Here is a 12,046-nt window from a genome sequence, read left to right on the forward strand (position 1 = left end):
TCGGTTGTCAGCCGTGTGAATGCCCGTAAAATGGCGCAGACAGACGGCTGACAGGTGATGATAAATGGATGTGAGTGGTGCAGGTTTGTATAACATTGAAACGAAATGGCTTTATGACTTTCTGACGCTGGAAAAGTGCCGAAACTTCTCCCAGGCCGCGATTATTCGTAATGTCTCGCAACCCGCCTTCAGCCGTCGTATTCGCGCCCTGGAAAACGCGGTCGGGGTTGAATTGTTCAATCGTCAGGTCTCGCCGCTGCAACTCTCCGAACAGGGCAAAATCTTTCACTCTCAGATACGTCATCTGCTACAACAGCTGGAAAGTAACCTGGCTGAACTCCGTGGCGGCAGCGATTTCACACTGCGTAAAATTAAGATTGCCGCTGCGCACTCCCTTTCACTGGGGCTGTTACCCGGTATCGTCAGCCAGATGCCAACCCAGTTTACCTGGTCGGTTGAGGCGATCGATGTCGATCAGGCGGTCGATATGTTGCGGGAGGGGCAAAGTGACTTTATCTTCTCTTATTATGACGAAAACCTGCTCCAGCCACCGTTTGCCAATATTCACTTGTTTGAGTCACAACTGTTTCCCGTCTGTGCAAGCGATGAAAACGGAAAACCGCGATACACACTCGACCAACCCGCGTTCCCGTTGCTCAACTATAGCCAGAACTCCTATATGGGGCGGCTTATCAACCGAACGTTAACCCGCTATACCGAGCTGAGTTTCAGTACATTTTTTGTCTCTTCGATGAGTGAATTGCTTAAGCAGGTTGCGCTGGACGGTTGTGGAATCGCCTGGCTCCCGGAGTATGCGATTCGTCAGGAGATTCGTAATCGACAGCTCATTGTGCTGAACCAGGACGAGCTGATTATTCCTATTCAGGCTTATGCTTACCGGATGGATACGCGGATGACGCCCCTGGCGGAGCGGTTCTGGAAAGAACTGCACCATCTGCATACTGTCCCCTGAGCGCAATTTAAACGCAGGCAACCTGCTGCACAGGCTCATCCATCTGCGTATCTGGCCATGACTCATACCAGCGAATGGCGGCGTGTACCAGAGACGCGGTTGAGTCAATAAACCGGCACCCAAAATTGCTCTCATGCCCGGCCACAATTAACGGGATCTCAGTGCAGCCCATAATAATGATCTGCGCGCCATGGGAAATCAGTCGCTCAATTTGTGGAAACAGCAACCTTTGCGCGGTGGCTTTATCTCCGCTCTTCAATGCGTAAATTGCCTGCATCACCTGCGCCTGCCCCGCCTCTTCCGGCTGAATCAGTGAGAGCCCCTGCGCAGTCATTTTTTTCTGGTATAACCCTGTCGCAAGCGTGGCGTTTGTTGCCAGCAGGCCGACGCGAGTCACGCCGGGAGGAATCTCACTCAGCGTGGCATCCAGAATGCTGATCATTTCCGCCTTTGCCACTGCCCGTAAATCATCAAACCAGTAGTGTGCAGTGTTACAGGGTATGACGATACACTCAGCCCCTGCATCTTCCAGCATATGCAGATAACGCTCCAGATAGTGCAAGGGAGAGGGGCCGCCAGAAAGCAGACAGGCTGTACGATCGGGAATGTCCGGAATTGAGCTAACGATGAGCGGGATATGCTGCTGATCGCAGTTGGCGCTGCGCAATTCAACAAATTTTTCCAGCATGTCCGCCGTTGCTGCGGGCCCCATGCCGCCCAGAATCCCAATGGTATGTTTCATCATCTGCACCGTGCTTTCTCTGTCATTTCAATTGACACTATCACCTTGATGCTTATGTAAAAAATGCCATTTTCTAAGCAGCTATGCGTAAAAGTTATCACCTGACAGACGCGAATCGGTTTACACAGACTGCTGTCTGCGCTCCCGGGCACCAACGACGTACCGGTTTCTGGAGCCTGCCTCACTAAACAGTGACTAAACAGCGAACACCCCGTTTCGGTTTTGTAACACGCGCCCGGAAATTAGCGATACCCGCCACAAAATTCACATATCACTCATCTTGATGAAAGGAAGCATATTGCATTTGCACAGTGAGTCGGATAGCGTCTGTAACGTTACACTAAAACGTTACAGAAAACAGAATCAGTGACTTTTTCGTTAAACCAACTGGCTGCGTCCACCTTGCCAGATGGCGTTATCACGACCTCTACACTGTGAGAAAGGATAATCATGATGAAAACAACCCCGTTTCGTTCAGCCAGACGTTTTCTGGCACTCGCTTGCCTCAGTAGCGCCCTGATTGCAGGCAGTGTGCTGAGCGCTTCAGCACAGGCAGCAATCAATTTTCGTGTTTACTCGTCTCTGCCAGGAGATGACTCCTCTGCGCACTATATTTGGTTCAACCGCTTCCAGGAAAACCTTAATAAAAACGAGAAGTTAAAAGGACAGATTAAGCTTAATTACTTTGCCAACGCTATGCTGGGAAAAGAAGCCGATGCAACACAGCAGGTCCGTATCGGCGCCATTAACATGATGATTTCAGGGACCTCAATCTGGGCCACGCTGGTGCCGGAAGTCGGTGTGCTGGATCTGGGGTATCTGTTTAAAGACTATGACCAGGTCGGGAAAGCGCTGGACGGCAAAGCCGGTGAGCAGCTTTCTAAACTGATGATGGATAAAGCAAACGTAATGGTGCTGGGCTATGGCTATAACCTTGGCGCGCGCAACGTGTACACCAAAAAGGCAATTGAAAAGCCGGAGGATTTAAAGAATCTGAAAATCCGCGTACTGCCGGTGCCTAACTTTATCGCCACGCTGAATCACATGGGGGCGGTGGCCATTCCCATGCCGGGCGGGGAAGTCTATTCCAGCCTGCAAATGGGCGTGATCGATGGTGTCGAACATGATGCCCCCACCATCTATGCCAGCAAATATTATGAAATCATCAAAAATGGCACGCTGACCCGCCATAGCTATAACCCGCTGATGATTGCCATGAACAAGAAGAGCTTCGAGCAGATCCCAGAGTCATTACGTGCCGACGTGCTGGCCGCAGCGAAAGAGGCCACGGAATACGAACGCCAGCAGGCCAGCCAGAAAGAACTGGAAGCGATTAAAAACCTGGAGGCGAAAGGCGTCACTTTCCTGGAAACCGATCGCGCGTTCTTCGCACAGGCCGTACAGCCTGTCTGGAAAGCCTTCCTGGATAAATACCCGGATCTGAAACCGATGGTGGACGAGATCAGCGCCGCCGCGCCGAGCGACAAACCATAAGCCGAGCATCGTCGGCCTGTGGCGTTTAGCGGGTCGGCGATGTTGCCCACACAAACCATGAAAGGAGTTCATCATGGCTGATATCCCGATGAAAACAAAGGATGAAAAGTCTTTGTTGACGCTGTTGGGGCGGCTGAGTCGATTTCTGACCACGTTAACGTCCTGGGCCGGAGCGCTGGTGCTGTTTATCAACGTGCTGGTGGTATTTGCTTCGGTGATCTGGCGCTACGCCCTGCATTCACCGATCCACTGGGCGGAAGAAGTGGCGCGAGCGTTGATGATTGCGCTGGTCTTTTTTGGCGTCGCCACCTCAACCGGCCGAGGCGGACACATTGGCGTCGATCTGTTCTTACGCTTCCTGCCTGAAAGCGTTCGCCCTTACGTTGTTCATGCCAGCCGCTGGATCCTGTTTCTGGTCTCCGTTGGACTGGTCGTTTCCAGTTACGATCTGGTGCAGGCCGCGCGACTGCAAACCACCGAGACGGGCCTGCCGCAGACCATTTACGTGATTCCGGTATTAATCGGTTCCGTGGTGATGATGGTGGCTGCGCTGGAACATGCGCTGCATGAACGCGCAAAAGTGGTGTTGCTTAGCGGCGCAGGGATCATTGTGCTGGCGGCGCTGGGTTATCTGAAACTGTCGCTGATGGCCGATCCGGCCAGCGCGGCGGCGGGCCTGATGCTGATTTGCTTCGTGCTTGGCATTCTGGCCGGTGTGCCAATCGCCTTCACACTCGGCATGTCGGCAATGGTCTTTTTTATCTGCGACCCTTCCCTGCCGTTTGTCTTTTTCTCCCAGCAGGTAGCGGCGGGCGTTGACCACTTTGTTCTGTTGGCGATTCCGTTCTTCTTGCTCGCCGGTGCGGCAATGGAAATCAACGGCATGTCCACGCGTCTGGTCGAACTGATTGTGCGTGGTATGGGACGCTTTCGCGGCGGTCTGAACATGACCACCGTACTGTCGATGGCCTTTTTCTCAGGCATCTCCGGTTCCAAACTGGCGGATGTGGCCGCCGTCGGCGGAGTGTTAATGCCTGCGGTACGTCGCGCGAAGCAGGACAGCGAAGAAGCCGCCGGGGTATTTGCCGCCTCCGCGGTAATGGCGGAAACCATTCCACCCTGCGTGAACCTGATCGTGATGGGCTTTGTCGCCAATATTTCCATCGGCGCGTTGTTTATCGCAGGCCTCATCCCTGCAGCTTGCCTGTTGGTGCTGTTAATGGTCGCCGCCAACCGTTTCGGCGGGAAAATTAACGTCAGCGAAGCCTATCCGGTATTACGCCCGCGGACTCAGCTTTACCTCGGTGCCGCTGTCGGTCTGGTCATGATCTTCATGATTGGCCGCGGGGTCATGATGGGGATCGCCACCTCCACGGAAATTTCCGCCTTCGCAGTGATCTACGCCATTGTGGTGGGTCGCCTGGCGTTTGGTGAGCTGACGCTGAAAGCCACAGTGAAAATGTTCGTTGATATTGCGGCAATGTCCGGCGTCTTGCTGTTCATCGTGGCCTGTGCGACCAGCCTTTCTTATGCCCTGACCATTCAAATGATCCCACAACAGATCGCTGAACTGCTGGTTGGCATTGGCATGGAGCAAGGGGCCTGGCTGTTCCTGATATTGACCATTGTTATTCTGATCATCTTTGGCGCGGTTCTCGAAGGTGCGCCTGCGCTGATCATTTTCGCCCCGATTCTGGTGCCAATAGCCATTCAGCTTGGCTTTAACCCGCTGCACTTTGGCATTGTGATGATCATGGCGATGGGCTTTGGTCTGTTCTCACCGCCGATCGGCCTGGGTCTCTATACCACCTGCGCCATTTGTGGCGTGGAGATGAAGCACGTCATCAAACCGATGGCGAAATATCTGGCGGTGGTTTTTGTCGGCATCATTATTGTCGCCATGGCGCCACCATTAACCACCTGGCTGCCCGGACTGGCCGGCTACTGATAATGAAGTCCTGTATTTGCCACGCTCAGGTGGCAGGGATATCCACGCACAAAAAACGGTAAAACGATGTCACGTCATTACCTGATGCCGTTTAAATATGAATAATGGGAGTATGAAATGGGATTATTAACGGGTAAAAAAGCGTTTATTACAGGTGCAGAACAAGGCATTGGTAAAGAGAGCGCGAAAAAACTGATTGAGGCGGGATGCGATATTTATATTCATTATTTCAGTGGCGAAGAAGGCCCACGGGAATTAATGGCGCTCGCCGAACAGCAAGGCTGTCGCGCGGCCTGTGGTTTCGCCGATTTAACCGATGAAGAAGACGCAGCCCGCTGTGTGGCACAGGCAGCGGAATTCCTCGGCGGTATCGATATTCTGATCAATAACGTTGGCGGCATTATTGCCCGCAAATGGCTGGGTGAGATTGAGCCACATTTCTGGCGCACGGTGATCGACGTCAATATGACGACGATGCTGAATGTCACTCAGCAGGCATTACCGTGGCTGAAGGCCGCGCCAGACGGCGCCAGTATTGTTAACCTGGCCTCCCTGGCCGGGCGCTCTGGCGGCCATGCGGGTTCTCTGGTCTACTCCACCACCAAAGGCGCGGTGCTGACCTGGACTCGCTCGCTTGCCGCGGAGCTCGGTGAACACGGCATCCGCGTCAATGCCGTTGCGCCGGGACTGATTCTCGGCACGCGTTTTCATAATCAGCATACCACACAGGCCTCTGCCGACCAGACAATCCAGGCCATTCCTCTGGGACGCGCGGGCACCCCGGAAGATGTGGCAAGGGTCATCTGTTTCCTCGCTTCTGAATATGATGGCTTCGTTTCCGGTGCCACCATCGATATTAACGGCGGTATTTACCGGGCATAAAAATGCGGCGGGCGATAATGCCCGCCAGTTTTAAAAGGTATGACATATGATCAAGTCAGATATTATTCATCCTGATTTATTACAGGCGCTGGCACAGTGCGGACACAAGGCGAATATTTTAATCACCGATGCCAATTACTCTTTTCTAACCAATACTTCTGCGCAGGCACGGATTATCTGGCTTAATTTCACTCCAGGGATGATCGGGAGCGTCGTCATTCTGGAGAAAATCCTTGGCTATATTAATGTGGAAAAAGCCACGTTAATGGCAAGCCCGGCGGATTTTGATAATACGGTCGAGCGTGAATACCGTGGCATGCTTTCTGAGGCGATCGAGGTTGAACATGTTGAACGTAACGCGTTTTATTCGCTGGCCAAATCGTCTGACACGCTCCTGGTCATCGCCTCCGGCGAAACCCGCCGCTTCGCCAATATTCTGCTGACCGTAGCCCCAACGCTGGTATGACAGAGCGAGAAGAACGTATCGTTCTTCTCGTGCCTCGCCGCTACTGTACCGATTGTCGGGAAACCAGCGACGGAGGGAACAGAAACTCCTCTGGCGGAATGGCCGGATTTTCAGTCCGCTCGATCAACCGCTCCACCATCACTTCTGCCATCTCCCGAAGCGGCGGCATGATGGACGTCAGGCCAGGGAAAACCAGTCCGGAGAGTGGAATATTGTCGATGCCCACAATAGAGATCTGTTCCGGCACATGGATCCCGGCCTGATGCAGACCAGCCATCAGCCCAATGCCCAACGCATCGTTGATCGCGACAATACCATCCGGGAACACCGGCTGCTGGCTGATTTTTAACGCCAGCGCCCGCCCGAGTTCTGTCATTTCTGTGTCGCCATAGGCCGCCATGGCCTGGCCTTCAACGATCATTCCTTCCCGATAAAGCCCGTGGTCTTGCACCGCGCGGAGAAAGCCCTCAATTTTGTGCGCACGGCTGGGGGTCATCCCTTCCACCGTGGCAAACGCGAGGCGACGGCACCCCTGTGCAATCAGGTGTTCTGCTGCCATTCGACCGGCCTCAATGTTATCCATTGATACACTGTCCAGCGCAAAATGACCCGACTGAGCACGCACAGGCATACGGCCATCATAGTTCACCATCACCATGCCCTGCTCTGCCGCTTGCGCAAAATGCGCTTTTTCAATATCGCAGGCGGCAACGATAATCCCGCGGACGCCGTGGGAAAACATGTCGTCCAGAAAGGCTTCTTCTTCTTCAATTTGTCGGTAGGTATTTCCAATCAGCACCCGCAGTTGGCGCTTTTTGGCGGCCAGATCGACTTCACGGGCCAGGGCAGCAAAGCTGGGATTCACAATGGACGGCACCAGCAAACCAATCATTTTGGCCTGACCGGTCTTGAGCTGTTGCGCCACCCGGTTTGGAAAGTAATTCAGCGTCTGCATGCTCTGCTGGATACGCGCCAGGGTTTCAGCCCGCATTTGATCGGTCCGACCGTTGAGCACATTGGATACCGTACTGACGGAAACGCCAGCATGCTTTGCGACATCACGAATATTCGCCATACATCTCCTTTGCGGCAATCGATGAATGGCGGAAGACACTCATACCCGGCATCGCCATCCTCTCAGGAATTATGAACTACAACGGTTTAGTGTAACGTTACAGACGGAGCTGTCAATGCAATGTATCAGGCATAATTAAGCAAGTGAACCACTCGCTGGCACTGGATGCGCTGCTGATTGCAGTCTGGCGACATAAACCTGACGACGAGGTTATCGTGCACTCAGACCAGGGCAGCCAGTACGACAGTGGCGACTGGCGGCGGTTCTGTTGGACCAATAACCTGGCCTCCAGTATGAGCCGACGTAGTAACTGCTGGGATAATGCGGTGTTCAAATCGTTCTTCAGTACGCTGAAAAAAGAACGCCGTTATTCGTTAAGTGATAACTTTCAGATACAGTGCCGGTTAATCACGCTACTTAAACCCGGGAATCCCCTGACCGGGGTGTGATTGCATTGTGGCACATCAGAAGGAATTATTTCTCCAGTTCTCATGAACGCATGTCAATTAGCAGGACTGGATAGTCCTGCTCGGTTTATTATTTGAGTACGTATTATTTGATCGGCATTGTTTAAATAAACGCTAAACAACCACTCATTTAACATGGAGATACTGCTTTTATCCGTTAAGCTGTTCTGGCTAACAAACGAACAGCACTCCTGGAGGAAGCTGTCGACTCGAAATGGAAAACTTTTGACCACCCGTGGCCTTTTTTCCTACCGTCCCAACCGTTATGTTAGCCCCATGACAACTGGCCTTGCTCACAGTGACCTGGTTTGTGGAATAACTCTTGTTTTCATTGCTTAGCCGCCTGCGCAGGCGGCTCTTTTTCAAGGAGGTAGCATGCCACTCAATAAAATGAAGCGTCATGCCATACTCCATACGCTCTCTATACCTGAACGTAAACTGCGCCCCCTAAAATGGCTTGCTCTCATCTCATCTCTGCTATTTATTTTACAACTGGCAATTGAGAGCCTGCTCTTAAGCGAATAGCAGAATAGTAATTCCTGTCCAAAGACTCAATCTGGAATGATTTTCTGATACCTGTCGGGTACAGAGCACAAATATTAACGTATTTTTTCAGCAATATAAGTTATACGTAGGGTTGTACCTTTGTTCAATTTCACAGATACAGGCCTGACTGACAGAGTGTGAATAAGGAAATGAGCCGTGGAAAACTATACGCTTCATCGTGGCAGACTTATCGACCATATCCAGCTCGTGGTAAACAACTTTGACGCAAGCAAAGCATTTTACACTGCTGTGCTGGCGGAACTTAAGATCCCCCTGGTTATCACAGATGACGATTATATCTGGGCTGACGAACTGGTCATTTCATCGGTAAAAAGTTCGGGGGCTGGAGGGGTGCCTACAGGACGGCACCATCTGGCCTTTCAGGCCACAGACCGTGAATCGGTGGACGCATTTTACCGCGCAGCGCTAAATCATGGCGGACGTGATAACGGCGCCCCCGCCGAACGAACCTACCATCCCGGATACTATGCCGCTTTTGTTCTGGATCCGGACGGTAACAATATTGAAGCTGTTTACCATGGTGAGGGCGATCGCAGTGCCCGCTCTGTAGAAATCAGCTTCACTGTCTGAGAAAACAGGGAGCATATTTTCCCCCTGTAGCTCCCGAAAACCGCAATGTAGAGCTTTATCTATGACCGTTATTCCGGTATCAGCTAAAGACTCGTTTGTCTGACTGATCAATGATAACCCGGTGGCAATAGCCATCGTAACCCACAGAATGGACAAAGCGCGTCTGACCGAATTTGGTGTGCTGCCCGAGTACCGGAGCCAGGGACTGGCAAAACAATGCTGATGTATCTATGCCAGAAATGCTGGCACCATTATTTACTGCGGCGGGTTATCAGGCTGAACCGTTATGCCAGTTTGAGATGGAACTGACATTTTAAACTATCGTTATGCTGCATTCCGGATGACAGGAGAACAATGATGAGTTGCAAGTTTGAATGGATCAATGAGCCCGCTAAATGGCACTACGGGAATAATACCCTGTCGGTAATCACTGATGATCACACCGATTTCTGGCGTCATACCTGGTACGGGTTTGAGCGTTTTTCAGGTCATATCTACGCCACTGACGTAACAGATGATTTTACTTTTCAGGTCAGGATCCGCGCAGACTTCACCACACTCTATGACCAGGCCGGAATTATGATTCTCTCTGACGAACAGCACTGGCTCAAAGCTGGCATCGAATTTAACGATGGAGCACCTGCAATCGGGAGTGTACTCACGCAGGGATATTCCGACTGGGCTACAGGACTCTTTCCCGGGGATCCGAAGGAATTCTGGCTGCGTCTGACCCGTAAAAAAGATGCGTTACGATTGCAGTACTCGTCAGATGGACAACACTGGCCATTACTTCGCTTATGTTATTTTCCCATGGGCCCAGTAAGAACGGGCGTCATGTGTTGTACACCTCAGCGCCAGGGGTTGGAGGTAGAATTTCTTGATCTCAGACTGACTCCTGCGATGGATAAAGAACTGCACGATCTGAGCTGATAAATATCAAGGAATTATAGAAAACGGAGAACCCGTTCGTGAAGCCATTTTCGGGACGCCTTAGCAGGTATGGCAGCGTTCTATTATTTCCACTGGCGATGGTCATCTACGATTTTTCAGCCTATCTGACCACGGATCTCATCCAGCCGGGCATCATCCACATCATCCGTGAGCTTCAGGCTGATATCACTCTCGCGCCTGCCTCTGTCAGTCTTTATATGGCCGGAGGTCTGGCGCTCCAGTGGCTCCTCGGTCCTCTCTCTGACCGGATTGGTCGCCGTCCCGTCCTGCTCACTGGTGCAATGATCTTTGCCCTGGCCTGTCTGGGCATGATGTTTGTCACCACGATCGAGCAATATTTTATTGCCCGTTTTATACAGGGAACCAGTATTTGCTTCATCTCCACCGTTGGTTATGTGTCAATACAGGAGGCCTTTGATGAAAAGGATTCCATCCGTATCATGGCTGCTCTGGCCTCAATCGTATTGCTTGCGCCTGTCATCGGCCCACTGGCTGGAGCAGCTCTGATGTCCTTTATGCACTGGAAGCTGTTATTTGCGATCATCGGAGGGATGAGTCTGATGGCCTGGGTCATGTTGATGATTAAAATGCCGGAGACAGTCAAACGTCAGGGCCAGGGGTTTCATCCTGGAGATGTATTATCCGATTTTATCAGCGCCTTCAGACATCCGGTGGTACTGACGGGTGCCCTGGCCCTGTCGTTCGGTAACCTGCCGATGATTACCTGGGTCGCGCTCTCTCCGGTGATCCTGATTGAGGATGGCGGGATGTCACCCGGTATGTATGCCTGGACTCAGGTACCTGTATTTGGCGGGGTGATTATTGCCAGCATCATCGTCGCGAATTTTATCAAAGACCCCACTTCACCGCGCTTTATCTGGCGTACCGTTCCAATTCTACTAAGCGGGCTGTGTATCCTTCTGCTTGGTAATCTGGGTTGGCCGCATGTCTGGTTATGGTCGGTGATGGGAATAAGTATTTATGCCCTCGGGATAGGAATGCTGTATCCCGTCCTGTTCCGTTTTGCGCTTTTTTCTCATTCCCTGCCTAAAGGCACCGTATCAGCAACCATTAACATTATTGCATTAAGTTTTATGGCGACCTCAGTAGAGCTGGCCCGCTGGTTCTATTTTCAGGCTGGTGGCAGGATAGCTTTCCATTTTCTGGCGATGGTGGCAGGAATTATCGTCATGATACTGGTTTTTCGTTTGTTAAAACTACGCCAGCAACATCTGAATCAGACCGTCTGAGAATATGAGTTACGGCTCTGCCAGCAAAATTGGCAGGCTAATGATGGGGCTACGGCCCCATGTCCTGCATGGTACAGGTCGCTTCGAAACCGAACCTCCGGATGGTTTCAAACATGGCCACAGACTTGACACTGTTTTGCTGCAAATGAAACTTGGTGAAGGAATAGTGCTCTGCCAGAAGATTCGGGTCTTATGCTCTGAGGCAGGAATAAGGGAGCATCTGCCCCCTTCATCTTTATTTCAATCGCTTACCTGTTTCATCAACGACTTTCTCGCCATCTTCCTTAGCGAAAGCCGCTTTCTGAGCATCTGGAAGGATATCCAGAACCACCTCGGAAGGACGACACAGTTTAGTTCCCAGTGGCGTCACCACAATCGGACGGTTAATCAGGATCGGATGCTGCAACATAAAGTCTATTATCTGGTTGTCAGTAAACTTATCTTCGGCAAGCCCCAGTTCTTCATAAGGCTCGACGTTTTTACGCAGCAAAGCCCGGACGGAAATGCCCATATCCGCAATGAGTTTGACCAGCTCATCGCGAGACGGTGGAGTTTCAAGGTAATGAATAACGGTCGGTTCATTACCGCTGTTGCGGATCATCTCAAGCGTGTTACGCGACGTACCGCAGGCCGGGTTGTGATATATGGTGATGTTGCTCAT

11 protein-coding genes and 1 pseudogene are annotated in these 12,046 nt (G+C 51.8%); 9 read left to right on the plus strand and 3 right to left on the minus strand.

Translation table 11 applies throughout. The features are described from left to right. Positions 1–64: 64 nt before the first annotated feature. On the plus strand, positions 65–973 hold the full coding sequence (gene hypT / locus KI228_RS18095) for a hypochlorite stress DNA-binding transcriptional regulator HypT (protein WP_042999408.1): 909 nt from the start codon (positions 65–67) through the stop codon (positions 971–973). A gap of 7 nt (positions 974–980) precedes the next feature. Here hypT and cuyB read toward each other — a convergent pair whose 3' ends face one another. Continuing rightward, positions 981–1,715 carry a cysteate racemase gene (gene cuyB / locus KI228_RS18100; protein WP_042999407.1) on the minus strand — a complete coding sequence of 245 codons (735 nt, stop codon included), beginning with the start codon at positions 1,713–1,715 and terminating at the stop codon, positions 981–983. Positions 1,716–2,165: 450 nt separating this feature from the next. Between cuyB and KI228_RS18105 the strand changes: the two genes are divergently transcribed. The 4 genes from KI228_RS18105 (at position 2,166) to KI228_RS18120 (ending at position 6,505) form a co-directional block, all read left to right on the plus strand. Beyond that, positions 2,166–3,209, plus strand: coding sequence for a TRAP transporter substrate-binding protein (locus tag KI228_RS18105; protein WP_061069623.1), 1,044 nt, complete (start codon positions 2,166–2,168; stop codon positions 3,207–3,209). 73 nt (positions 3,210–3,282) lie between these two features. Then, positions 3,283–5,157, plus strand: a complete 1,875-nt coding sequence (locus tag KI228_RS18110) for a TRAP transporter large permease (protein ID WP_042999405.1) — start codon at positions 3,283–3,285, stop codon at positions 5,155–5,157. 117 nt (positions 5,158–5,274) lie between these two features. Beyond that, positions 5,275–6,039, plus strand: coding sequence for an SDR family NAD(P)-dependent oxidoreductase (locus tag KI228_RS18115; RefSeq protein WP_044254081.1), 765 nt, complete (start codon positions 5,275–5,277; stop codon positions 6,037–6,039). Between the two features lie 46 nt (positions 6,040–6,085). Continuing rightward, positions 6,086–6,505, plus strand: coding sequence for an RbsD/FucU family protein (locus tag KI228_RS18120; protein WP_044254078.1), 420 nt, complete (start codon positions 6,086–6,088; stop codon positions 6,503–6,505). 40 nt (positions 6,506–6,545) lie between these two features. On the opposite strand, the gene KI228_RS18125 is transcribed toward KI228_RS18120, so the two are convergent. Next, positions 6,546–7,580, minus strand: a complete 1,035-nt coding sequence (locus KI228_RS18125; protein WP_042999402.1) for a LacI family DNA-binding transcriptional regulator — start codon at positions 7,578–7,580, stop codon at positions 6,546–6,548. 143 nt (positions 7,581–7,723) lie between these two features. Between KI228_RS18125 and KI228_RS18130 the strand changes: the two are divergent. The 4 genes and pseudogenes from KI228_RS18130 to KI228_RS18145 form a co-directional block, all read left to right on the plus strand. Next, positions 7,724–7,945, plus strand: a pseudogene (locus KI228_RS18130) (DDE-type integrase/transposase/recombinase); the annotation flags it as partial. An 804-nt stretch (positions 7,946–8,749) separates the two neighbouring features. Then, positions 8,750–9,184 carry a VOC family protein gene (locus tag KI228_RS18135; protein ID WP_042999400.1) on the plus strand — a complete coding sequence of 145 codons (435 nt, stop codon included), beginning with the start codon at positions 8,750–8,752 and terminating at the stop codon, positions 9,182–9,184. Positions 9,185–9,541: 357 nt separating this feature from the next. Further along, the gene (locus tag KI228_RS18140) at positions 9,542–10,114 is read left to right on the plus strand and encodes a DUF1349 domain-containing protein (protein ID WP_044254070.1); all 573 of its coding nucleotides are present in this window, start codon (positions 9,542–9,544) and stop codon (positions 10,112–10,114) included. A 98-nt stretch (positions 10,115–10,212) separates the two neighbouring features. Next, entirely contained in the window at positions 10,213–11,385 is a 1,173-nt protein-coding gene (locus tag KI228_RS18145; RefSeq protein WP_061069622.1) for an MFS transporter, read from the plus strand. A gap of 235 nt (positions 11,386–11,620) precedes the next feature. Here the strand turns inward: KI228_RS18145 and arsC are convergent, their stop codons facing one another. Next, positions 11,621–12,046: a glutaredoxin-dependent arsenate reductase gene (arsC, locus tag KI228_RS18150; RefSeq protein ID WP_042999397.1), complete on the minus strand. Its 426-nt coding sequence runs from the start codon at positions 12,044–12,046 to the stop codon at positions 11,621–11,623.

Origin of the sequence: Citrobacter amalonaticus, from assembly GCF_018323885.1 — a bacterium.
In the GTDB taxonomy this organism is placed as follows: Bacteria; Pseudomonadota; Gammaproteobacteria; order Enterobacterales; family Enterobacteriaceae; genus Citrobacter_A; species Citrobacter_A amalonaticus.

Coding starts and splice junctions, on each gene's coding strand:
- KI228_RS18110 (WP_042999405.1), top strand. CDS start 3,283: ATGGCTGATATCCCGATGAAAACAAAGGATGAAAAGTCTTTGTTGACG.
- KI228_RS18145 (WP_061069622.1), top strand. CDS start 10,213: ATGGTCATCTACGATTTTTCAGCCTATCTGACCACGGATCTCATCCAG.
- KI228_RS18125 (WP_042999402.1), bottom strand. CDS start 7,580: ATGGCGAATATTCGTGATGTCGCAAAGCATGCTGGCGTTTCCGTCAGT.
- KI228_RS18105 (WP_061069623.1), top strand. CDS start 2,166: ATGATGAAAACAACCCCGTTTCGTTCAGCCAGACGTTTTCTGGCACTC.
- KI228_RS18115 (WP_044254081.1), top strand. CDS start 5,275: ATGGGATTATTAACGGGTAAAAAAGCGTTTATTACAGGTGCAGAACAA.
- arsC (WP_042999397.1), bottom strand. CDS start 12,046: ATGAGCAACATCACCATATATCACAACCCGGCCTGCGGTACGTCGCGT.
- hypT (WP_042999408.1), top strand. CDS start 65: ATGGATGTGAGTGGTGCAGGTTTGTATAACATTGAAACGAAATGGCTT.
- KI228_RS18140 (WP_044254070.1), top strand. CDS start 9,542: ATGAGTTGCAAGTTTGAATGGATCAATGAGCCCGCTAAATGGCACTAC.
- cuyB (WP_042999407.1), bottom strand. CDS start 1,715: ATGAAACATACCATTGGGATTCTGGGCGGCATGGGGCCCGCAGCAACG.
- KI228_RS18120 (WP_044254078.1), top strand. CDS start 6,086: ATGATCAAGTCAGATATTATTCATCCTGATTTATTACAGGCGCTGGCA.